Genomic DNA, 23,847 nt, shown 5'->3' with positions numbered 1-23,847 from the left:
TGTTGATGAGGAATATTGCAATGTTTCTCTCAAACATTGCAATGTTGACAAGAACAACTTGCAATACTTTTCGATTAAGGCAAGAGACGCGATGAATCGCCGTCTCTACAATAACCAGTCTTTTGCAGAGACGGCGATTTATTGCGTTTTTGTGATGATTTATAGTATTTTTAGCGATCTAAAATTTTCATCAAAAAACCTTAACCGAACTGTATTGGAACAACTTGTACATTCAGAGTGATGGATAAGAAAGTAGCGATCGCTTAAAAGCTGCCATTCGTGCGATGATCAGAAGGCTTTGGGTTTGATGAACTTGAGGGTCATGCGATCGCTTTCCCCAATAGTAATGAAGCGTTCCCTATCCTTTTCACCTTGGCTCAAGGTTGGTGGTAGTGTCCAAACTCCGCCCGGATAGTCTTTGGTATCTTTTGGATTGGCATTAATCTCTGATTTACCTACTAATTTGAAACCAGCCTTCTCCACAGCAGCAATTACCCCATCTTCAGACATATAGCCTGTTTTGATACTCTCTTGTAAAGAAGTCCCTTCAAGGGCGCGGTGTTCTTCTACCCCTAAAATGCCCCCTGGCTTCAATGCTTTGTAAGCAGCTGCGTAAACTTGCTCGGCATAGCCAGCTTTCACCCAGTTGTGAATATTGCGGAAAGTAACAACTATGTCCACAGAGTTTTCTGGGGCTAGGGTAAGTTCATTTGGGGGATTGATTTGGGCTACTTTGACCTTACCAAATATCTCTGGATTCGCTGCCAGTTTCTCTTGCAAAGCCAAAGCGGGTTTACTTGTGCTAGAAGCCAAGTTAGTAATTATGAGTTGTCCCTTGGGTGCTAAAAATGGGGCTAATATCTCAGTGTACCAGCCGCCTCCTGGCCACAATTCAACCACCGTCATATTTGGGCGCAGACCGAAGAATTCGAGAGTTTGGGCTGGGTGGCGGTATTTGTCTCGAAGGCGATTCTGCTCTGAGCGATGACTGCTGGTGAGTATAGTTTGAAGTGTGGTTGTGCCGTTGAATGTCGCTTTTTCGCTCTCGTTGGCTAGAACATTGGGAGATATTACAGCTGCCAATACAAGGAAAGCTAGAGTCAGGGCTTTCAGTAAACCTTGACGGGGGATGAGATTTTGTAAAAATTTCATAGCTGTTGTTTTTATTTTCCCTTTCAGCATAAGGGTTAATAGCGACAGCAAACCCTTTGGGTATATAGGATATAGAAAAGTCTTACATCTCTCAACAATGCCTAACCCTAAAGGTAATCCAAAAAATTTAAAACCACTTAAGTCTGATAGAGAAGAACCGCTAACACAAAATCTTAATTTTCGTGTCACCGAAAAAATGAAGGAAGAGGTAAAAGCACAAGACGACCCTCCTGAATTTTGCAGAGAAGCTATTCAGAAAGCACTGGATGAGAAAAAAGAGAAGTAGTGCCGCGTTATTGGACTTTAGGGCAACACAAATTCAATTCTTTTTTTAAGTGTTCTCTTAAATCATGGACATCATTCCAGTGAGCTTTCAGTGTTTTACTTTCCAACGATATAGCGTAAGTGTTACGACGACTCCACTTGACTTTAATTACATCTAACTCAACAGGAATTTTGCGGCAGTTACTGAAATCAGTAATCCAATGAACCTTAACCCATCGAAAAATCCCCCACACTTCTTCTCCCCACTGAGGTTCATCCTCACTTGCCTCATTAACCAGTTCAACTACGTGCGTCAGGTATCTCTTTTTGCACCCATCTGGTATTTTTTTATGCTCTACTGTGGTATTGTCTTTACAGTCATGCGGTATTTGAGAAAGGATGAGAAGAGATCCTTTTGGTAGTTTACGCGCGTGAGATTCTACTACTGTTGTACTTTCACGTCTTTTAAAATTCAACCGAAAGTAAGCTCCAATAGGATATTCAGGATACGCCCACTGTTTGTCATCACCTTGGTCAGTGACACTTTTGATATAATCCAGACGATTACAATCCATTATTTCTTACTACTGCCTTGTATCAACTAGACCTTTTTCCATATCTAGTTTGCCCAAACTCTCATAAAAAACTTTGAGGTTTATTTTCGCCTTACCTCGCCAAGTGCAGATGTACGCGCAAAATTCCTTGAATTACCTCTTGCACAGCTTCTTTACTCAAGCTGCCATCTACCCGAACAATTCGTGAGGGATGAGATGCTGCTAAGTGTGCGTATCCTTGCTGAACGCGCCGATGAAAAGCGATCGCTTCTTGTTCAATGCGGTCTAGTCCTACTTTATCTGAGAGTTTGCGGGCTAGTCCTACTTCAACATCGACATCTAGCCAAATAGTTAGATCGCTTTCTAAACCACCAGTAGCAATATTATTAAGCTGATTGATTAAACTCATGTTCAGACCGCGACCATATCCTTGGTAGGCAATGGTAGAGTCAGTGTAGCGATCGCATAAAATATATTTCCCAGTTGCGAGATTTGGTTTAAGTTCTTGTTCAACGTGTTGCGATCGGTCAGCAGCATACAATAAGAGTTCTGTCACTTCTGCAACTGGCTCGTCTTCTGACTTTTCTAGTAGCAAGCGGCGAAGATGTACACCTAACTCTGTTCCTCCTGGTTCGCGAGTTACCACCACAGAAACACCGAGACTTTCCAACCACTCAGAACAAAGCTGCATTTGGCTGGTTTTGCCACAGCCTTCCACCCCTTCAAATACAATTAATTTCCCACCCATGCTTTTTTGTTCGCTGCTATAAACTGATTCGCTGACGTTTCATCAGATCAAGAATAGCGCGAAGTGTAAAATTATAAATAGGACTTACGCAAAAACCCTCTCAAACTCTCATTCCTCCGTGAACTCTGCGCCCTCTGTGGTTCGTTTTCCGTTACCCGTGCGTAAGTCCTAATAAACTGCGATCGCGTAGGCGTAGCCCATCGTAGATATCGCAGTTTATGATTCAATACAGTTCAGATAAGACCAAAACACTTGTAGAGACGGCGATTTATCGCGTCTATGATTTAGTTGTCTGAAAATTGCCGTAACTGAGACGGTACAGTATCTCGCCAGCCTTCGGCACAAGTAAAATGCCTTCATCCTCTCGATTTGCCCATTCTGTGGGTTGAATGGTCGCCGGATCGCGATAGTTTAAGTTATGAGCAGCACACCGTTCAGCAGAAATCCCAGTAGCTAAAGTCACGCGAATCCGCGCTTGTTCTCCTTCTATCGGATCAAAAGTACCCATTCCTTTTAAGTGAGTACTATGGGCTAGCACTCCAGCAGGATAGTCTTGGAATTTATCCCACTGTTTGAGAAAGTAATCCCGCACATGATAGCCAACTTCGGATAAAATTTCGCCGTGTGTATAGCTAAATTCGGTGATGTGAGGAGCATATATAATTACCTCGCCTCCATCAGCTACTACTGGCTCTAGCTTGTACATTCCTTTAGCTGCTGTCCAAATGTCATCATACATTTGGGGCATGACTGAAAGCACTTGTTTAAAAGGCCGATCTACATATTTAATATGCAGTTTAGCTGATAATTTTGCAGCATCTTCCCAAGCTGACTCTGGTCGATCTATATAAAGTCCAGCTAGCTGATTTGTTTTGGGTGCGACCACCATCGCCAAACAAAGTTTTGGGGTAGAAATCAGGTTAGCGGCTCGGTTAATCAAACGCCGGACTGGTGTTATTCCCAGCGTGCCAATAATTTCGTAACAAGTAATTAAAGCACCTAACCAGTGAGAGAGATTAATTACTTCTTGACCACCAATACCAGGGAAAAAATATTTATTTCCACCAGAGAAACCGACAACTTCGTGGGGAAAAACTGGCCCACAAATCACGATTAAATCGTATTCTGTTACAAGCTTATTAATACGCACATCAACTGACTGATGTAGCATTCCACCGCTAATTTCTGCTATCTCGTCTGCCGAAATTACTCCACAAGAAATAAAGGTATCCGGCTCATTCCAAAGGTGGTTAAAGATGCGAACTTTTTTAAAAGTTGTCTCTCGCTCCTCTGGTGTCACTCCTACTAAGTGATTGATTTGTTCTTCACTCATAGAATTGTGTGTACCCAGAGCAATTAAAAAATCCAGAGCCGCTACTCTTTGACTCAACTCCTGATGAAGCAATCGAAACATTTGAGGGATGGGAGCAGTGCGGGTACTATCTGGAATTAACACCAAGATGCGCTGTCCATCTAACTTAGGGTCTGCCAAAGCTTGATGAACTAGCCCAGAAACTTGCTCATCTGAAAGTGTCCCCTTATTTACAGCCAGTGAATACATGATTAAACTCCACTGTAGATACTAAATCCACCATCTACCGGCACGACTACCCCGTTAACAAAACTAGAACCAGAACTACATAACCAAATCAAGGTGCTGAGTAATTCATCTGGTTTGCCGAAACGTCCAGCGGGGGTATGGTCAATAATTTTTTGCCCGCGAACGGTCAAACTACCATCTGCATTTAAGAGTAAATCTCGATTTTGTTCGCCAATAAAAAACCCTGGTGCGATCGCATTTACTCGCATTCTATCACCATATTTTTGGGCGAGTTCTACCGCTAGCCAGCGAGTAAAGTTATCTATCCCCGCTTTTGCAGCTGAGTAGCCAACCACCCGACTAATCACTCGAATGGCAGACATAGAAGAAATATTGACAATGCAACCGTGGGGTTGACTTCTTTCCACCATTGCTTGACCAAAAACCTGACAAGGTAGGAGAGTGCCAACTAAATTGAGGCTAACCACTTCCTCAAAGGCTGTGTGTGGCATATCAAAAATAGTCGCATCAGGAGAAATTGTGGCAGCCGGAATATTACCGCCAGCCATATTAACCAAGATATCTATTTCACCCCAACGCTGTATAATAACATCCCTAGCGATTTCTAATTGGGAGCGATCGCTAACATCTGCCACCACAGCCATACTTTCTCCACCACCAGCAGTAATCTCAGCCACCACCGCCCCCGCCCTAACTTCATTGCGACCCAAAACGACAACTCGCGCTCCAGCCAGAGCCAAACCCCTTGCCATAGCCCCCCCAAGCACACCAGAACCACCAGTAACTACCGCAACCCGCTCCTTCAAACTAAAAAGTTTACTCAAAATCAAAATGATTCCCCCACTTAGTAAAATTCTCTGCGTACCTCTGCGCTTCCCTCCGCGCCCCTTTGCGTTTAAACTCCCCCTCAATTCCCCTCAATTCCCCTCAAACTTATAAGCAACCTTAGCAAGGTCATAAGCCAAAGCACGAGCCATACCATACCCCTCCTCCTCCTCAACCAATCCCCGCGCAACCAATCCAGCCAACCAATTACAAGCTACCCGCCGCCAGACATTATGACGAGCCGGAATCGAAACAAAAGCCCGCGTATCATCATTAAACCCGGCAGTATTATAAATTCCCGCAGTTTCCATTACCTGATTGAAATAACGCTCCATACCATTTACGCTGTCATGAAACCACCAAGGGGGCCCCAGCAATACACTGGGATAATGACCAGCTAACGGAGCCATCTCGCGGCTATAAGCGCTTTCATCCATACCAAAAATGATTAAATGGAAGCGGCGATCGTTACCATAAGCTGACAACAACGGATGCAGATTTTGAGTCCATTCTATTTTTACGGGAATATCAGCACCTTTATCAGATCCAAATTTCTCAAATAAAGCCGGATTATGGTTACGCATCACACCACAATGCATTTGCATCACCAAGCCATCTTCCACACTCATCCGCGCCATTTCCATGAAGATATGACCGGTAAAATTTTCGACATCACCCGGATTCAGCTTGCCGGCTAATGCTCTCGCAAAGATAGCTTCGGCTTCCTGGTCAGAAAGACGTGTAGTATAAGGTGTGGCTGCACCTTGATCGGTAGCTGTCGCCCCCATTTTTTTAAAGAAAGCTCGACGTTCTTCTAAAGCTTGCACAAAATTGGCGTAAGTGCTAATTTCTCTACCGATACTGCTTTCCAACTTGGTAAGATTTTCCCGCCAGCCAGGAGCATCCAGATTAACCACTGCATCTGGGCGAAAAGTTGGTCTAATTTGAGTAAAACCTTCTTCATGGAGCGATCGCTGATTCTCTAGGTTATCACTGGCGGCATCGGTAGTACAAAGCACTTCGATATTAAAGCGTTTGAATAAAGCACGAGGGGAAAACTCCGGTAAGGCTAACAAACCTTCTAGACAATCATAGATATATCCGGCATTGCGAGAATTTAAAGGTTCATCCACCCCAAAGACGTTAGTTAATTCCTCTTTCAACCACAACCCGGATGGAGTACCTTGGAATAGATAAAAATGGTCAGCGAACAATTGCCAGATTTTGCGGTGGTCTGTTTCTCCTGGCGAACCATCATTGCTTAGTATCCCCAAAGCTTGCAGAGATACGCCCCGACTATAGAGCATCCGCAACAGGTAGTGGTCAGGGATAATCAGTAATTCCGTCGGCGAACCAAACCTGGCTGCGGGATTAGCTAACAAAGCTGGATCTACGTGTCCGTGTGGGCAAACTAAAGGTAACGCAGATATACTATCAAAGAATTGATGTGCCAGTCGTCTTTGAACTGGTTCTGGAGAAAAGCAGCGATCGGGAGATAAACTCGGTTTTTTAGTTAACATAATTTTTGTATAAATTGTTTTGAATTTTAAATTGTTAATAATGCTGCACTGCTACCACGCTCTACTAGAAAAGGAGATAAAACACGATTTTCCACAGTTTTTTCTTCTATTAAATCGAGTAACATTTGCATGGCATAGCCACCAATTTCTAACATTGGCTGACTAACTGTGGTCAGTGCAGGCGTAACGTAACCGCCCAGAGCAATACCATCAAATCCGACGATACTTAAATTTCGCGGTACTAAAATACCTAATTCTTGACAGGCTAACAGAGCGCCAACTGCCACCATATCGTTGTAACAAAAGATGCCTGTAACTTCCGCAGCCAATAGTTTAGACAGCATATTTTGTCCGGTGTTCACATCGCTGGTTCTGGTATCATATTCGTCACTAATTGAAACCCAATCACTATTTTGTGGAATACCAGCTTCCGTAAGGGCCATTTGATATCCTTTTAGGCGCTGCTGGTTCGATCTGCTGCGATCGCCTACACCCAGATAACCAATGGCAGTATGTCCCAGACTAATTAAATGCTCTGTGGCTAATTTAGCACCTAAGCGATCGTCTATTGCAACTGAATGAAATATTTCCGATTGATCTTCAGTTTGACTATTAATCAAAACTGTGGGCACAGCAATTTGTGTAAGTTGTTTAGTATGCTGTTTACTAATTCGCGAGTCGGCTATTAAGATCCCGTCTACCCTGCGGCGATGAAAAGTATCAATAGCTGCCATTTCCTGCTCAAAATCTCGGTGTGAAGCACTCAATAAAACACTCAAACCCGCTGGTTTGGCTATCTTCTCGATTCCCTCTACTACCTCAGCGTAAAAGGGATCTGAAATTGAAGTTACTACTACACCAATAGTATTAGTACGTTTATTTTGCAAACTTTGAGCAATAGCATTCGGCACATAGCTCATCTCCTCTGCTAGTCGCTTAATTTCTTCTCGCACTTTCGGGCTAATGAGAGCGTTATCTCGCAAAGCGCGTGAAACTGTAGAATGAGAAACGCCTGCTCTGCGGGCAATATCTTCAATTGAAATTCTTCGTTTATTCATTATTTTATCTTAGCTTTTAAATATTGCACACGTGTGCATTTGTATGTATTATAGAAAATAATCGTTATTTGTCAAGAGATTTTAATACAACTCACATTTCGCATGGAAAGGAGTTAATAGTCTTGATTTTTACCTCCGTCCATGATTACAAGTTACAAATTACCAATTCCGAATTAGTTGAACTTTTATTAAGAAAAAAATGATTATTATCGTCATGGGTGTATCTGGTTCTGGAAAAACCACCATCGGAAAACTACTAGCAGACTCCTTAGAATGGGAATTTAGCGACGCTGATACTTTCCATTCGCCAGAGAATGTTGAGAAAATGCGGTGCGGTATCCCTCTGAGTGAAGATGACAGGATGCCTTGGTTACAAGATTTGCAAACAGCTATTAAACACTGGCTGCAAGAAAATAAAAATGTGGTGCTGGCGTGTTCGGCTTTAAAAGATAGCTATCGGAAATTTTTGGTATTGGATAGCGATCGCACCAAACTAGTTTACCTCAAAGGGTCTTATGAGTTGATTCAAATGCGCTTACAAGAGCGTAGCAATCATTACATGAGCGATAAACTACTCAGTAGTCAGTTTTATACCCTTGAAGAACCAGTAGATACTCTATGTATGGATGTTGCACAGCCACCCCAGATAATTGTCCAAAACATTAGGACTGCTCTAGAAATTTAGCTTATTGGTGACAACCGTAATATTAAGATTAATCACGTATATAGGAAAACACGAACTTTTGGCAACTAAATCACATCAGATGTAAGTCTAAAGGAATATCAAAGCAAGCAGATAACTGTAATGGTAGGAGAAAAGTAGTGTTTCTAAGATTAGCGCAACAGCATCAGCAATTCGTCCAAGATTTGGTAATGAACCTGCAAGCCTTGACAATTATACTTGAGCGGCGTGGCTATACTGCGTCTTGTTATACATGTGGCGATCAAATGAAGAGTGCTTCATTTATGGTTAGTCTCAGAGAAAAGCACCTGATTCGGTTTTTAGTGTCTGATTACGGAATTACTTGGATGGAATTGTGGGACGATCGCGAATTAATGAAGTTGGAAGGTGCAGAAGCGATCAACCAGTTACAAGAGTTGGCTAACCTTATTAAGTATTCCACTGCTGTACAGTTGACAAATTGATACTGCGCTGATTTAGTCCGACATAAAATTAATAAGTATAGCTTTTGCACATATTATGTGTAATACAAAAGATTAATATATATTTAGTAAATTTATGCACAGATGTACAAAAAATAGAAGCACCATTTTTATTCTGAACCAAACAGATCGGATAAAACACTTGGTGAAGTAGAGCGTGCATGGGTATGCAAAGACGAAATGAAACTTAACACATATTTTTGCACACGTGTGCAAAAATAATAAATAAGTCCAAGGCAACTTATGCACACCTGTGCAAAAATATGTGTGAAAGTACCATTTAACAAATACAATATCGACAAGTAGGAAGATATGTCTCAAACTTTAAATAATGCCATTCTTCAGCTTCAAAACAACCCTTTACACTCACTAGAAGAGTGGGAAGAAGACTTACTTAATCGTTATCCCGATCCAGACAGCATAGTTAAAGAAGGTAAAACCACCGAAGAGTATAGGAATTACGAAACGACTATTAGAGATACGGTGAAAGAGTTTTATCGGTTAAATCATATTAATCAAACATATAATTTTGTACTTCAAAAAGAAAAAGAATTTTTGAAGTTTGATAAAAAAGAAATGTCTGTTTGGGATGCGGTCGAATTTTTAAATCAATTAGTCGATGATTCCGATCCTGATACAGACATGGATCAGTTACAGCATCTATTGCAAACATCAGAAGCTATTCGCGCCGATGGTCATCCTGATTGGATGGTACTTACTGGCTTCTTTCACGATATGGGGAAAGTGCTTTGTCTGTTTGGTGAGCCTCAATGGGCTACCGTAGGCGATACTTATCCTGTAGGTTGTGCATTTTCTGATAAAATTGTTTTCTCAGAATTTTTCAAAGAAAACCCTGATTATAATAACCCCGATTACAACACTAAATATGGCATTTATGAGCCTAACTGTGGATTGAATAATGTACATATGTCATGGGGGCATGATGAGTATTTTTATCAGATGATGAAAAACTATTTGCCCGAACCTGCATTATATATGCTTCGCTATCACTCATTTTATCCTCAACATCGTGACAATGCGTATGAACATTTGATGGATAAACAAGATCGAGAAATGTTTAAATGGGTACGTTTGTTCAATCCCTACGATTTATATTCAAAAAACCCTATTCCTCCTGATTGGCAGAAATTAAAACCATACTATGAAGATTTGGTGGCTAAATATTTACCCGCAACATTAAAGTTTTAAACTGCTTGAAGAAGAATTCAGGAGTCAGAATTCAGGAGTCAGAATAGTTAGAAAATCAGAATAACTTTGATGAATAAATATACTAATTATTCTAGATTCCTTATAAATTATGACTCCTGACTCACCTCTCCTGCCGGAGACGCTGTGCGTAGCTTGCTTCCCCGAAGGGGTACGGCTACGCTCGGCGACCACCTGGGTGCTGAATTCTTACAATATTATCTTGTTTACTCCTCTATTGCCTGCAAGTGATGGAGGAGGAATAAGAAATAAATACCCTTGGCAAGCTGATTAGAGTTCATTTAGAAAATCTAACAAAAGGATGTTTACATTTTTCAAAATCTAGCATTCACAATCAAAAACCTCTCTAGTCTAATAGTATCTTTTCTGAGAGATATTGGTTGAGAAATGTTAACGTTTTTAACATTGACTCTAATATTGAATAGGTTAATTTATGCGAATGCTTTGAAAATAAGACCTGGGGTTCGATCGCAAGATTTAAAACCTTTTTCATTTGTAAAGTTCGATAAACAAAATTAATTTTTGCACAGGAGCGGGATAAAATGAAAAAAGTCAAAAGCAAGATTGACAACTTTAATAAAACTAATTTTTGGAAGTTTCACTTAAAAGCTGTTTTCAGGCTATGAACTACGAAGTAATTTCACCAAAATAATGTGATTATTTGAAGTAGTGTAATGTTCATGATTCTGCTTTAAGAATAAACCATTTTCTTTCGTAACACTAATAGCAATAACTCCATTTACGTCATATCAAAAGACCCTTGGAGTTGAAATTACAAAAGCTAGTAGTATCACTAGGTTAGGTCTAGGATTTTCATACCTAGTTTACATTGTCATGACCTTTCTCAAATTTAAATCCGTTGTTATAAATATGAAGAGAATTTCACTCATAGTTGGCATATTAGGTTTCGCGGTTGTTGGTTGCACAAATGGTCTTAAAAATGATAATACTGCAACTAATACCAACAACAAAGCTACTAACATAAGTGCAGAGAGTCTTACTAGTCCAAATAAAAAATTGCAAACAATCGGCGTAGCTTTGGGTGACTTAGGCAATCCTTTCTATAATGCAGTGCAGAAGGGGGCTGAGACAGAAGCCCAGAAAATCGGGGGTAATATCAGAGTTAATGCAGTTTCTAGTGCCTTTGATTTGAACCAACAAAGCAACCAAATCGAAAATTTTACGGCTGCGAATACTGACCTAATTATCCTCAGCGCTGTTGATAAAAAAGGTGTTAAACCAGTTATCGATCAAGCAAGGCTTGCAGGTAGGGTTGTGATTGCATTAGATTCAGCCGTTGATGCAGATGTGGATGCGATGATTAGTTCCAACAATACCCAAGCTGGTGAGGTTGCTTGCCAATATATTGCCGATCGCCTCAAAGGTCAAGGTAGTGTAGTCATTCTCAACGGGACTCCGATGGACTCAATCAATCAGCGAGTGGGTGGCTGTGAGAAGTCATTGTCCAAATATCCGAATATTAAACTCATCTCTAAAGACCAAAATGCTGAAGGGACAAGGGATGGAGGACTAAGAGTCATGAGCGATTTGCTGACAACCTTTCCGAAAATTGATGCTGTTTTTGCCACTAACGACCAAAGCGGTGTCGGCGCAGATTTAGCAGCGAAACAAGCAAGACGTAAAGAATTTTTTATTGTTGGGGTTGACGGATCGCCAGATGCAACCAAAGCAATGGAAGATAAGGATGGTGTATTTGCCGCAACTGCTGCTCAAAATCCCGCAGGGATGGCTCAAAAAGCGGTTCAGATTGGTAACGATATCATTCAGGGTAAAAAACCTGAGTCACCGAATATTCTGATTCCAGTCAACTTGGTTACTAGAGAGAATCTTAGCAACTATAAAGGCTGGTAATTTGTAATTCGTAATACTTCGGCTACGCTCAGTACAAGTTCGTAATTCGTAATTACAAAACACAGAAAAAGGCTTGATAAAGCAAGGTTACGCGATGTGCAACTTATCCTTAGAACCCCTCTCCAAACCTCTCCCCCACAGGGAGAGAGGCTTTGATTCTTGCTCCCCTTCCCTTGTAGGGAAGGGGTTGGGGGTTAGGTCTGAGAGAAAGTTGCACACGGCGTAAGGTTAGTATATTTTACCCGGTTTTTTAAAATACATCGTTTCCAAATTTGGTGTAACTAAGAATCACTTGTAGGAGATATATGAATGTGAAAAAGATTGCGATCGCAGCTAGTCTAATAGGTATCATCAGTGGTAGTCTTGTCGGCTGTACAAATGCTTCTCCTGATGGCACTGCTACTAACCCTGAAACCAAACCTGCTACCAATACCAGTGCAGAGACTCAAACTGCCACTGGCAATGGAAAATTAAAATCAGTTGCCTTTACCGTTGGTGATTTAAGTAATCCCTTCTTCGTCCTCATGGGACAAGCAACTGAGGCAGAAGCGAAGAAAATCGGCGGTAAGGATGTCAATGTTACTGTAGTTTCTAGTGCCTATGACCTCAACCAACAAGCTAATCAAATTGAAAATTTCACGGCTTCCAATACTGACATCATTATCGTCAATGCTGCTGATAAAAGTGGCATTAAACCAGCAATTGAAAAGGCGAAACAAGCAGGTAGAATTGTCATTGCGGTAGATACAGGTGCGGAAGGAGGTGTAGATGCCACCATTACGACTAATAATGTCCAAGCTGGAGAAGTTAGTTGCAAGTATATTGCTGACCGCCTCAAGGGTAAAGGCAATGTTGTCATAGTTAACGGGCCGCCAGTGGACTCGGTGACTCAGCGAGTTAGTGGCTGCGAGAACGTATTGTCTAAATATCCTGATATCAAAATACTCTCCAAAAATCAAAATGCAGAGGGTAGTCGGGATGGAGGACTCAGAGTTATGACTGATTTGCTCACAACCTTTCCCAAGATTGATGCGGTTTTTGCCATCAACGATCCGAGTGGAGTCGGTGCAGAATTAGCAGCGAACCAAGCACAACGTAAAGATTTCTTTATTGTCGGGGTTGATGGTGCGCCGGAAGCTATTACTGCGATCGCAGCTAAAGATGGTATATATGCGGCAACTGCTACTCAAAATCCGCGAGGGATGGCCGAAAAAGCAGTTCAAGTTGGCAACGACATCTTAAATGGGAAAAAACCAAGTAATTCAACCATCTTAATACCAGTTAAGTTGATCACAAAAGATAACGTCAGCACAGAAAAAGGCTGGAAGTAATAGAAATTGTGAATTTGCAATTGAAAATTATGTCTTTTGATATCAATCCTTTGGTGCATTTGTAAAGTTTTTGCACATACCTAGAATGTCTGGCGGTTTTCACTTAAATTAATACCAAACCTCATCTTTGTTCCCATCTTTTCTTTAATAGAAAGATGGGTTTAGAAAGAGGTTAAAACTCTGCTGCACCCAATTGATAACCGCTATGTATGTGCATCAGTGGAAAGTTTGAGTGTCTATTTATAGCACTTAGACTTTCCCAAGAATCTCTCTGAACTAACGTTAACAACAAAGGATGAAAATATCTCTTTACAACTCCTAGTCAGCTTTTAAAACATGATTTTGCGATCAATCAAATATGAATTTATTAATTTCTAATTCACAATCGCAAATTTTAAATAGTTTTTACAGGTTTTGCTCATGACAACCAATATTGAAACCTCACTTTCTGATACACCAACTAGCACCCCAGTGTTAGAAATGCAAGGAATTACAAAACGCTTTCATGGTGTATCTGCGCTCCAAAATGTTAATCTCACGATTTATCCGGGAGAAGTTCACGCCCTCATGGGTGAAAACGGAGCAGGCAAAAGCACATTGATGAAAATCCTGGCTGGGGCTTACATTGCCGACGAAGGAGAAATTCGCATCAATGGTCAACCCTTGAAAATTACCGATCCGGCGACGGCACGCAAATCGGGTATTAATCTGATTTATCAAGAACTGAATGTTGCACCGAATTTAACCGTTACCGAAAATATGTTTATGGGTAGCGAGTTGCGGCGTGGTCAGCTTTTAGACCGCAAAGCGATGCAACTGGAAGCAGAGGAAGTGCTGGAAAGCCTGGGAGCCAATTTTACCGCCCAGACTATAGTTGGTACTTTGTCCATCGCCGAACAGCAGCAAGTGGAAATTGCCAGGGCGCTGAAGGATAAAAGCCGCGTTTTGGTGATGGATGAGCCAACAGCAGCCTTGTCTGACCGCGAGAGCGATCATTTATTTGAGGTAATTCGCAAACTGCGGCGTGATGGCATTGCCATTATTTACATCAGCCATCGCATGGAAGAAATCTATGCGTTAGCTGACCGGATTAGCGTGTTGCGCGATGGTCAATATATTGGCAGTCTGACACGCAGCGAAATTTCTCCCCAGCGATTGGTGCAGATGATGGTCGGTCGCTCCATGCAAGACTTTTACGAACATCAACGACAAATGAATCCTGGCCCCGTCGTGCTGTCAGTCAGAAATATGAGCGATGCGCGTCATAAGATTGAGCCGGCTAGTTTTGAACTTCATGCGGGAGAAATTCTCGGTTTAGCTGGGTTAGTTGGTGCTGGACGCACAGAACTATCGCGGCTGATTTTTGGTGCAGACCGTAAAGCTAGTGGCGAAGTATTCTTGAATGGCAAAAAACTGGAAATTAATACCCCCAGTGATGCCATTGAAGCGGGAATTGGCTACGTCCCAGAAGACCGCAAAGACCAAGGTTTATTTCTGGAAATGAGCGCCCGCAAGAATATTGCTATCAATACACTCAAGCAAGATGCCAGGGGTGGAATTGTTAACTGGCCTTCAGTGAATCGGCTATCAACAGACGCGGTGGAAAACTTTAATATCCGTCTAGCCAATTTGGAAATTAGAGCATTGGATCTTTCTGGTGGTAATCAACAGAAGCTACTGCTAGCGCGTTGGTTAGCCATTAAACCGAGAGTGTTGATGTTAGATGAACCGACACGCGGCGTAGATATCGGTGCTAAAAGTGAAATTTACCGAATAATGAGCGAATTAGCAGCACAAGGTGTTGCTATTTTAATGGTTTCCAGCGAACTATCAGAGATTGTCGGCATGAGCGATCGCGTCTTGGTGATGCGAGAAGGACAACTGGTAGGCGAACTGGATGGCAGTCTTGGCAAAGAAATCACCCAAGAAAAGATTATGCACTATGCAACTGGAGCATCGGAGGTATTAGCATCATGAGTCAGACAGTCAGACCGCCTATCAATAAATCAGCCAACAATCCCGCAGCTCGCAACCGGAAATCAATCAGCACTCTGTTGGAAGTTGCGGGTATTTTGCCAATCTTAGTAATTATCTGCATCTTATTTGCATTCCTTTCTCCCAACTTCCTCACCGGCGGTAACATCGTTAATATCTTGCGTCAGGCATCAATCAATATTGTGCTGGCGACAGGAATGACCTTTGTAATTCTCACCGGCGGTATTGACCTTTCAGTTGGGTCAATATTGGCTGTTTCTGCGGTAGTTGCATTGCTGGTATCGCTACTGCCGGCTTTAAGTTGGGCAGCTGTACCTGCTGCCTTGCTAGCAGGATTGCTATTAGGCTTACTCAACGGTGCGCTCATTACCTTCTTGGATGTGCCACCTTTTATTGTCACGCTGGGTTCACTTACAGCCTTGCGGGGTGTTGCCTTTTTAATTGCCAAAGGTACAACCTTGATTAACCGAGACATAAATTTTGCTTGGGTGGGTAATACATACGTCGGCCCCATTCCTTGGCTAGTGATAATTGCGCTACTGACTGTGATAGCTAGCTGGTTTGTGTTGCGGCAAACTGTTTTAGGAGTGCAGATATATGCCGTTGGTGGTAACGAACGGGCAGCCAGATTAACAGGGATTAAAGTTAATCGGGTGTTGCTATTCGTCTATGGTATTAGCGGATTACTGGCAGGCTTAGGAGGAATCATGAGCGCCAGCCGTCTTTATAGTGCCAGTGGCGTATTAGGTCAAGGTTATGAATTAGATGCGATCGCAGCTGTTATTCTAGGTGGAACCAGCTTTACAGGTGGTATTGGCACCATTGGCGGCACTCTTCTCGGTGCATTGATTATTGCGATTCTCAACAACGGTTTAACCTTGTTGAACCTATCTTACTTCTGGCAACTAGTCGTCAAAGGACTAGTAATTATTTTGGCAGTAATGATCGATCGGTTACGCAGACGTTCCAGACGTTGAAGCATGAAATGGATTAGTAGTCTGTCAAATTTATTTTGACGGTTAGAGAGACGCGATAAATCGCCATCTCTACAAGAAATTTATCCATCAATTATTTATTGACAGACTACTAGAGACTGGGGATTGGGGAACGCAAAGAATAACTAACTATGCCCAATGCCCAATGCCCAATGCCCAATTCCCAATTCCCAATTCCCAATATTTAAACTATGTCTTCTACTACTATTCGTCGTAAAGCCAACACGTTTTATGTAATTTTGATTGCTGGTGCTGCCGCACTCGGCGGGTTTTTATTCGGTTTTGATACTGCTGTAATCAACGGCGCGGTTTTATCTCTAGCAAAAGCTTTTAACACCAGTAGTTGGGTGACAGGGCTGGCAGTGTCTCTAGCGTTGCTGGGGTCTGCGGTAGGAGCCTTCTTTGCCGGACAGATTGCAGACCGTTATGGTCGAGTCAACGCAATGGTGGTCGCTTCGGCGTTGTTTACTATCAGTGCCATTGGCTCTGGGTTTGCCTTCACTATCTGGGATTTTATCTTTTGGCGAGTATTGGGTGGGATTGGAATCGGCGTTGCTAGCGTCATCGCCCCTGCTTACATTGCCGAATGTTCTCCTACTCATTTGCGGGGAAGGTTAGGATCTCTGCAACAATTAGCGATCGTAGTGGGAATTTTCGTTGCCTTATTGAGCGACTACTTTATCGCTACGTCAGCAGGTTCAGCAGACTCGCCGTTTTTGTTTGGGGTTGCAGCTTGGCGCTGGATGTTTTGGACAGCAGTCCCACCAGCATTATTCTACGGGATAGTAGCTTTAACAATTCCTGAATCCCCCCGTTACTTGGTTGCTAAAGGACGGGAACCAGAAGCTGCTAACGTTTTGACCAAGATTTTAGGAGGTGACGTACTGCCAAAAATCGAAGAAATTCGGCAGACAGTGCTTCGCGAACGCCAACCCAGCTTTTCTGACCTCTTAAGCAGAAGTGGCGGACTCCTCCCCATTGTTTGGATAGGAATAGGCTTATCTGTATTACAGCAATTTGTTGGGATTAATGTAATCTTTTACTACAGCAGCGTTTTGTGGCGTGCTGTAGGGTTTTCCGAAAAAGATTCCCTATCAATCACGGTGATTACAGGAGCCGTCAACATTATTACAACACTAATTGCGATCGCCTTCGTGGATCGATTTGGTCGCAAGCCCTTACTTATAGTAGGGTCAATTGGCATGACCTTGACCTTGGGGACGATGGCTTATCTTTTTGGTAATGCTCCCCTCGATGCTGCTGGGAACCCCAATCTTACCGGCAGCGCCGGGACTATGGCTCTCATTGCAGCCAACCTCTATGTATTTTGCTTCGGTTTCTCCTGGGGGCCAGTGGTTTGGGTGCTGTTGGGAGAAATGTTTAATAACAAAATTCGAGCCGCTGCGCTTTCGATTGCAGCTGCCATACAATGGGTTGCGAATTTCGTTATTTCCACAACATTTCCTCCCATACTGCAATATTTCGGTCTAGGTTCTGCCTATGGACTCTATACAATTGCAGCAGCTACCTCATTCTTTTTCATTCTCTTCTTTATTAAAGAAACCAAAGGAATTGAGTTAGAAGATATGTAATTCGTAGTTCGTAATACTTCGGCTACGCTCAGTACAAGTTCGTAATTCGTAATTCGTAGAGGAGGAGAGGTATTTTCTCTCCCCTTGCTCTCTTCTGCGATCCTACATCCAGTAAACAAATATCAGGCAATAACTAAATACCAAATTTCGCTTCAGTCAATCATTAAAAAGATGGAAACTATCAATACGGCTCTTTGTTCATCTGGTTTGTCCGGCATGGTATTTCATGCGCCGTTTATTGATTTACATCCCGGATTTAAATTAGCAGGTTCTTGGGAAAGAAGCAAAAAGCTGATACAGCAACATTATCCTCATGTAAAAAGCTATCCTTCTTTGGAAGCATTGCTAGCAGACGATCGAGTAATCTTAGTGGTAGTAAATACACCCACTTATACCCATTACGATTATGCTAAACAGGCTTTGCTTGCAGATAAACATGTAGTGGTAGAAAAAGCATTCACCACAACGGTAGCAGAAGCTCAAAACCTGAAAGAATTGGCGCAAAAACAGAGCAAAAAATTATCTGTATATCAAAACCGGAGGTGGGATAGTGATTTTAAAACAGTCAAAAAAATTGTCCAAGAAGGCTTGCTGGGTGATATTATTGAAGCAGAATTTCAATTTCAAAAATATAAACCAACCCTCAGCCATAAACAACACGTAGAAGCTCCAAGTCCGGGGGCAGGAACATTAAATAATTTAGGGCCGCACTTAATAGACCAAGCTTTGCATTTATTTGGAATGCCTGATGCTATTTTTGCAGACATCCGCATAACTAGGCTGCGATCGCAGGTAGATGATTATTTTGAGTTGATACTATACTACGACAAACTGCGCGTCAAATTAAAAGCAAGCTTCCTTGTGCGTGAACCTGCGCCAGCCTATATCATACATGGCACGAAGGGTTCTTTTCTTAAAAGCAGAGCCGATAAGCAAGAAGAGTATTTAGTGGCAGGGATGAAGCCCAACACACTTGATTGGTATACAGAGCCGGAAAGTGAATATGGCTTGCTACATACAGAAAAAGACACAAAAGTAATTCGAGAAAAAGTCAAAAGTTCACAGGGTAGCTATTTAGGCTATTACGATGCCGTGTATAAATCTATTATTAATAATCAGCCAATTGCTGTTACCGCCGAAGACGGAATTAATGTAATGCGAATTATAGAAGCGGCTATTAAAAGCAGCAATGAGCAGAAAGTCATAGCGTTGCTTTAAGTGACCTAAAACCCCAAATCAAAATATGTAGATTAGCTCATATAGCGTTTCCTAATCATACAAGGTACATCTTAGCCCCCTCCTCGCTTGCGGGGAGGGGGTTGGGGGTGGGGTTCTTGTACTCTTTCGTTACAAAGTCAAAATTCAACCATATTCAACTAATAAGTCAATGATCAAAACTCTTTTTTATAGCTTTTTTCTCTTATTTTTGGCAATTCCAGCAGTTTGGGCAGCACCTCCAGAAGACGATCCAAATGCAGCAGATGCTAATAGGACTTTGCAGGGACAAGTGACTTCTGTTTCTCAGTTTTCTGATGTACAACCAACCGATTGGGCATTTGGTGCATTGCAATCACTGGTGGAACGCTACGGCTGTATTGCAGGTTATCCCAATTCCACCTATCGCGGCAACCGTGCCTTAACCCGTTATGAGTTTGCCGCAGGTTTAAATGCTTGTTTGGATCGGATTAATGAGTTAATTTCTACAGCTACTAGCGATTTAGTTAATAAGCAAGATTTGGCAGTGCTGCAAAAGTTGCAGCAAGACTTTGCCGCAGAACTGACAACTCTGCGCGGACGAGTAGATACCGTAGAGGCACATACAGCAACATTGGAGGCGCAGCAGTTTTCCACAACTACTAGGTTGAATGCTCAAATTATTACCGCTATTAGTGATACTTTTGGTAATAGAGTAGGTGGCGATCGCGATGAATCCAATCTCTACTTTTCAAATCGGGGTCGTCTCAACTTTGAGAGCAGTTTTACTGGCAAAGATTTATTGCGAGTCCGGTTAGAATTTGGTAACTTTGCGAATTCCAATGGTGCAAGCCAAATTGCCGCAGCCACAGGCACAGGGATGACACGCCTGAATTTCGATTATGACAGCAACGAGACACTTCTTGTCCCCCACATCCGTTATTACTTCCCAGTAAGTGAATCCCTTAACTTCGTTGTTGGGCCTACAGGCATTGGTTACACCGACATTTCCACCACCGTCACTCCCCCCACAATTGCTGACGACGGTAATGGGGTTCCCTCACTATTTGGTTCATACAGTCCCTTATTCCGGCGAGGTGGCGGTGGTGCAGCCGCTAACTGGAACATTACCAAAGACTTGGTTCTTACCTTGGGCTATTTAGCAAACAGTCCCAATGTGCCATCGGGGAGCAACGGCTTGTTTGATGGCGGCTATAATGCCCTGGCGCACTTAGCCTATTATGGTAAGCAAGGAGCGATCGGTGTTGCCTACTCTCATGGCTATAGCCCTGGTGGAGTACCCGATATCTCCGCTGGGACGGGTAGCGTCTTGTCAAACGCTCCCTTTGGCAACAACATTGCTACTTCCAACGATATTGTCGGCACACAAGGATACTATCGCTTCTCCCCGAATTTTCAAGTCCACGCTTGGGGTGGATATATTTGGGCAAATGCCAAGAGTTCTGGTTTGAGTGATATTTCTAATGGTAGGGGTGGAACGGATTCTCTATTTGTGAACAATGGTGACAATGCCAATGTCTGGTTTGGGGCGATTGGTGTGTCGTTTCCCGATGTGGGTGGTAGAGGGAATCTGCCGGGAATTCTCTTTGGTATACCACCCCATGTCTCTAACAGTGATGTCCGTCAAGAGCGAGACAACGCTTATCATATAGAAGCATTTTATCGTTATCGACTAAATGACAACATTTCAGTGACTCCTGGTTTTTGGGTGATTCTCAACCCGGAAAACGACAGCAGAAATGATACGCAGTATGTGGGTGTGCTTCGCACAACCTTCGATTTTTAACTGAATGTCAATGGTTTGCTCGATCGACAGAGTGCTGAATACTCAGCACTCTTTAGGAACTTCCAGTGAAAAAACAAAAATTATTCTTCTGTTACTACCAAATTCCACAGCGCATCAATTCCACTGCCTACATATTCTGAATCATGGTGTTGTGAAATCCATTCGGCGACAGTAGCAGTAACATTGCTGGAGTTTTTGCCCAACTTGCCCAATGCTTGAGCAGCAGAGCTAGGCACAATCTGACTCTCATCTTTGAGTAAACAGTGAGTAATATCATGTCCGCTTGATTGCTTATTAAACCCAAAGAACCCCACCCCCGCCAAAGCTACGCTTTGTCTCCCCTCCCCGCAAGCGGGGAGGGGTTGGGGGTAATGATAAGATATCAGGCATGGTCCGAGTTTTCCTTTCATTGATTAGAATTGGATGGCAACAGACTGTTTAAATTTTTAATTGTGATGGTTTGACGATCAGACGCTGCACCCATAAGATTTGCACCATCTGGACTTAGCACAGCATTATGTTTAAGTCCATCAACATCAGAAATATATTTGTCATTCATCCAATTCCACAAGTTTGTGGAACAACAATCGTTAAAAATGATTGTTTGACTATCAGGAGTAATAGTTAATGAATTTAATGAACTAGAATACCCCGGCAATGTTTTTAAGAGTTTTAAGCTTTGAGCATCCCAAACTTTAACCATCCAAATTGTACTGAGTTCTTGACGATCCATCCCGCCAGTGACTATTAATTTACCATCAGCGCTGAGGGCGATTACCTCAACTCCAAGAGAATGAGCCGCCCAGCTTTGGATAAACTTTTGTTGACGTAAATCCCAAATCTTGACTCCACCCAGGCTACCAATATATAAATTTTGATTATCTTTGCTGACTGCTAAAGACAAAACATAACCACGAGTATTGACTTGCTGCTGAAGTTTACCCTGAGGTAAATTCCAAACTTTTACAACCGGATCGTTCATACTCCCAGTAACCAAAGTTTGAGCATCAGCACTGATATTTAAGGCTTGGACTTCTCCTAAATGTCCGGGAGAAAAGGTTTTATCTAATGTGATACTTTTATAATTCCATTTTTGAATTACGCCTGTAGACGTACCTACGACTAAAGTTTGATTATCTGGACTTACAGCGATAGATTGAATTTTGCCAGAAAAGACGCTCAAGGTTTGTTGCAGACTCTTGCTGTTAATATCCCAAATTTGAATTTTGTTCTCCCAATTCCCGCTGATGAGTGTTTGGTTATCTGGTGCGATCGCTAAAACTCCAATATATTCTGGTATTTTCCAGGCTGGGATAGCTGGTGTATGAGTCGAGATATCCTTTTTTGGAGCTTGTTGCTGTGAGTCAGCGTAAATTTGTGGTATTTGCCAAAGTGGTGTCAGCATATACATCACCAGAAAAATCACCACATCGACAATCAAAAACCACTTGCTCCCGCGTGACTTTTTAACTGGTGGATTTGCTGGGTGTATAGTTTGATGTGCGCTAATAGCTGCGATAGCTTCCGGTAACTGATTAGATATGTTTGTCGCCGCCTGAGATGTCAGCTTTAAATATACTTGCTCGCTCAACTGAAGAATTTTAAATTCTAATGGTAGTTCTTGACGATTAGCTGAAATAAAACCCAGCCCATTATAAAACTGTTTATCTTTACGCCAACCTAGACAGTACAGGGGCAAGGTGATTTGCGGCTGAATCCGAGCTAATAACAACCTCGTAATTTCTTGTGGTTGATATTGTGGCTCAATATGTAAGTTAAATAATATCGAACAGTTCGTATTCTGACCAAAGTGAACGTAACCTATTGGGCGTTTATCTTTTTCAATTATTAACTCTTGCCATCTAAAAATAAAGCGATTCAAAATGAAGTATAAGGAGATGAACCACAAAGCGATCGCAATTCCCGAAACTGGTAGATCCAGTAAATAATAATCAAATTCCGCTATCCAGGTTAAACCCAAAAGGGCTTTGATAAAGCTTAAAGTTAGACTAATCACCACAAAACTGCCGCTTGCCATCAAAGCAAGTACAGTCAAAATATAAAGTAGAGATTTTCTAAATCTTTGCCGATGCCAAAAGGTTTTGTAAATTTGCCATTGCTCTTTAACATCTTGGAGGGGGCGAATAGAAATCCCAGGTGGTAAAGGTAAACTTGTTGATTGATGTTCGCCGATGGGAATTGGTGGTTGCAATAATACCATTGCAGGTAGTTGATAAAGCTGCAATTCTTTGGGCTTATCTTTTTTGGGAAGAGCGACAAACCCAAATCGTTCATAAAATAATTTGAGATGAGGAAGATAAACTAGATATACAGGTAAACTAACATTTTCTAGGCAATTCCAGAGTAACAGTGAACCAACACCTTGGTGGCGATGTTTAGGAGCAATATAAATGTTAGACAGTATATTATATTTTTTTCTCGCTACAAAGAATGCCCAGCCAACAATTTGCTTTTGATATTCAACAAACCAAACTTTATCATTGGTATAATGACGTGACATTAAATATGCAGAAAGTATGTATATACCAAATCCAAATGCAACTGCACCACCCATATACAAAAATACAAAAAAATCACTTGGGCTGACTGCTGAAGAAATAATCTGCCAATCAAAGAAGTGATTTGGCGGTTTTCCATACTCAAATAAATATGCTTTATAATTTATCTCTAATCTCTTGACAAATATTTCTAAAACTGTTCGGATACAAAGAACTATCCCTAAGATAGATGTCAAAAGAAATATCCAACCAGAGTATTTAGAGTTGCGCGCTTGTAGCTCTGCAACAGTGCCTGTACGGAAGGAGTATCCTGAAGATGGTTTTTCAGATGAAGACATCGATTAATCAACCTATTAATAGTTGCACGCCTGAGAAAATATTTGTGCGATCGCTCCCAGCTTTTCACGCAACTCAGATGATGGAGAACCGCAATTACACCGAAAAAATATAGAAGGCAGAAGGGAAAAAT

At 42.0% G+C, this 23,847-nt stretch carries 21 protein-coding genes; 12 read left to right on the top strand and 9 right to left on the bottom strand.

The features are described from left to right. Positions 1-288: 288 nt before the first annotated feature. On the bottom strand, positions 289-1,152 hold the full coding sequence (locus V7K61_RS24325) for a class I SAM-dependent methyltransferase (RefSeq protein WP_335057258.1): 864 nt from the start codon (positions 1,150-1,152) through the stop codon (positions 289-291). Between the two features lie 97 nt (positions 1,153-1,249). Here V7K61_RS24325 and V7K61_RS24320 point away from each other — a divergent pair, with 97 nt between their 5' ends. Further along, the gene (locus V7K61_RS24320) at positions 1,250-1,438 is read left to right on the top strand and encodes a hypothetical protein (RefSeq protein ID WP_335057256.1); all 189 of its coding nucleotides are present in this window, start codon (positions 1,250-1,252) and stop codon (positions 1,436-1,438) included. 7 nt (positions 1,439-1,445) lie between these two features. On the opposite strand, the gene V7K61_RS24315 is transcribed toward V7K61_RS24320, so the two are convergent. The 6 genes from V7K61_RS24315 to V7K61_RS24290 all read right to left on the bottom strand — a co-directional run bounded on the left by V7K61_RS24315 (position 1,446) and on the right by V7K61_RS24290 (position 7,682). Continuing rightward, on the bottom strand, positions 1,446-1,991 hold the full coding sequence (locus V7K61_RS24315; protein WP_335057254.1) for a hypothetical protein: 546 nt from the start codon (positions 1,989-1,991) through the stop codon (positions 1,446-1,448). A 91-nt stretch (positions 1,992-2,082) separates the two neighbouring features. Beyond that, the gene (gene tmk, locus V7K61_RS24310; RefSeq protein WP_335057252.1) at positions 2,083-2,718 is read right to left on the bottom strand and encodes a dTMP kinase; all 636 of its coding nucleotides are present in this window, start codon (positions 2,716-2,718) and stop codon (positions 2,083-2,085) included. 277 nt (positions 2,719-2,995) lie between these two features. Further along, complete coding sequence (locus V7K61_RS24305) at positions 2,996-4,279, bottom strand: lactate racemase domain-containing protein (protein ID WP_335057250.1); 1,284 nt, start codon at positions 4,277-4,279, stop codon at positions 2,996-2,998. 2 nt (positions 4,280-4,281) lie between these two features. Further along, on the bottom strand, positions 4,282-5,103 hold the full coding sequence (locus V7K61_RS24300) for an SDR family oxidoreductase (protein WP_335057248.1): 822 nt from the start codon (positions 5,101-5,103) through the stop codon (positions 4,282-4,284). A 93-nt stretch (positions 5,104-5,196) separates the two neighbouring features. After that, positions 5,197-6,624 (bottom strand): glucuronate isomerase, encoded by a 1,428-nt coding sequence (gene uxaC, locus V7K61_RS24295; protein WP_335057246.1) that lies wholly within the window; start codon positions 6,622-6,624, stop codon positions 5,197-5,199. A 26-nt stretch (positions 6,625-6,650) separates the two neighbouring features. Further along, positions 6,651-7,682: a LacI family DNA-binding transcriptional regulator gene (locus V7K61_RS24290; protein WP_335057244.1), complete on the bottom strand. Its 1,032-nt coding sequence runs from the start codon at positions 7,680-7,682 to the stop codon at positions 6,651-6,653. A 199-nt stretch (positions 7,683-7,881) separates the two neighbouring features. Between V7K61_RS24290 and V7K61_RS24285 the strand changes: the two genes are divergently transcribed. From V7K61_RS24285 to V7K61_RS24240, 10 genes are all read left to right on the top strand, one after another. Continuing rightward, positions 7,882-8,367: a gluconokinase gene (locus V7K61_RS24285; protein WP_335057242.1), complete on the top strand. Its 486-nt coding sequence runs from the start codon at positions 7,882-7,884 to the stop codon at positions 8,365-8,367. Positions 8,368-8,504: 137 nt separating this feature from the next. Then, positions 8,505-8,828 (top strand): DUF1815 family protein, encoded by a 324-nt coding sequence (locus V7K61_RS24280; protein ID WP_289796118.1) that lies wholly within the window; start codon positions 8,505-8,507, stop codon positions 8,826-8,828. 330 nt (positions 8,829-9,158) lie between these two features. Beyond that, positions 9,159-10,055 (top strand): inositol oxygenase family protein, encoded by an 897-nt coding sequence (locus tag V7K61_RS24275; protein ID WP_335057240.1) that lies wholly within the window; start codon positions 9,159-9,161, stop codon positions 10,053-10,055. Positions 10,056-10,943: 888 nt separating this feature from the next. After that, positions 10,944-11,945, top strand: a complete 1,002-nt coding sequence (locus V7K61_RS24270) for a substrate-binding domain-containing protein (RefSeq protein WP_335057238.1) — start codon at positions 10,944-10,946, stop codon at positions 11,943-11,945. Positions 11,946-12,250: 305 nt separating this feature from the next. Continuing rightward, positions 12,251-13,276 carry an ABC transporter substrate-binding protein gene (locus V7K61_RS24265; protein ID WP_335057236.1) on the top strand — a complete coding sequence of 342 codons (1,026 nt, stop codon included), beginning with the start codon at positions 12,251-12,253 and terminating at the stop codon, positions 13,274-13,276. A 420-nt stretch (positions 13,277-13,696) separates the two neighbouring features. Continuing rightward, positions 13,697-15,253, top strand: a complete 1,557-nt coding sequence (locus V7K61_RS24260) for a sugar ABC transporter ATP-binding protein (RefSeq protein ID WP_335057234.1) — start codon at positions 13,697-13,699, stop codon at positions 15,251-15,253. Further along, positions 15,250-16,248 carry an ABC transporter permease subunit gene (locus V7K61_RS24255; protein ID WP_094353130.1) on the top strand — a complete coding sequence of 333 codons (999 nt, stop codon included), beginning with the start codon at positions 15,250-15,252 and terminating at the stop codon, positions 16,246-16,248. The genes V7K61_RS24260 and V7K61_RS24255 overlap by 4 nt, the downstream gene beginning before the upstream one ends. 209 nt (positions 16,249-16,457) lie before the next feature. Continuing rightward, positions 16,458-17,858 (top strand): sugar porter family MFS transporter, encoded by a 1,401-nt coding sequence (locus tag V7K61_RS24250; protein ID WP_335057231.1) that lies wholly within the window; start codon positions 16,458-16,460, stop codon positions 17,856-17,858. A 171-nt stretch (positions 17,859-18,029) separates the two neighbouring features. After that, on the top strand, positions 18,030-19,076 hold the full coding sequence (locus tag V7K61_RS24245) for a Gfo/Idh/MocA family oxidoreductase (protein ID WP_335057229.1): 1,047 nt from the start codon (positions 18,030-18,032) through the stop codon (positions 19,074-19,076). Between the two features lie 169 nt (positions 19,077-19,245). Then, entirely contained in the window at positions 19,246-20,859 is a 1,614-nt protein-coding gene (locus V7K61_RS24240) for an iron uptake porin (RefSeq protein ID WP_335057227.1), read from the top strand. A gap of 80 nt (positions 20,860-20,939) precedes the next feature. Here V7K61_RS24240 and V7K61_RS24235 read toward each other — a convergent pair whose 3' ends face one another. Next, positions 20,940-21,095 (bottom strand): hypothetical protein, encoded by a 156-nt coding sequence (locus V7K61_RS24235; RefSeq protein ID WP_335057225.1) that lies wholly within the window; start codon positions 21,093-21,095, stop codon positions 20,940-20,942. 170 nt (positions 21,096-21,265) lie between these two features. Next, positions 21,266-23,716 carry a GNAT family N-acetyltransferase gene (locus V7K61_RS24230; protein WP_335057223.1) on the bottom strand — a complete coding sequence of 817 codons (2,451 nt, stop codon included), beginning with the start codon at positions 23,714-23,716 and terminating at the stop codon, positions 21,266-21,268. Between V7K61_RS24230 and V7K61_RS24225 the strand changes: the two genes are divergently transcribed. Next, the gene (locus V7K61_RS24225) at positions 23,707-23,829 is read left to right on the top strand and encodes a hypothetical protein (protein WP_335057221.1); all 123 of its coding nucleotides are present in this window, start codon (positions 23,707-23,709) and stop codon (positions 23,827-23,829) included. The genes V7K61_RS24230 and V7K61_RS24225 overlap by 10 nt on opposite strands. Positions 23,830-23,847: the final 18 nt, after the last annotated feature.

The organism is Nostoc sp. (genome assembly GCF_036918015.1).
Lineage (GTDB): Bacteria > Cyanobacteriota > Cyanobacteriia > Cyanobacteriales > Nostocaceae > Nostoc.
The sequence above is the reverse complement of the archived record's forward strand: the minus strand, read 5'-3'. Positions and strand labels throughout refer to the sequence as shown.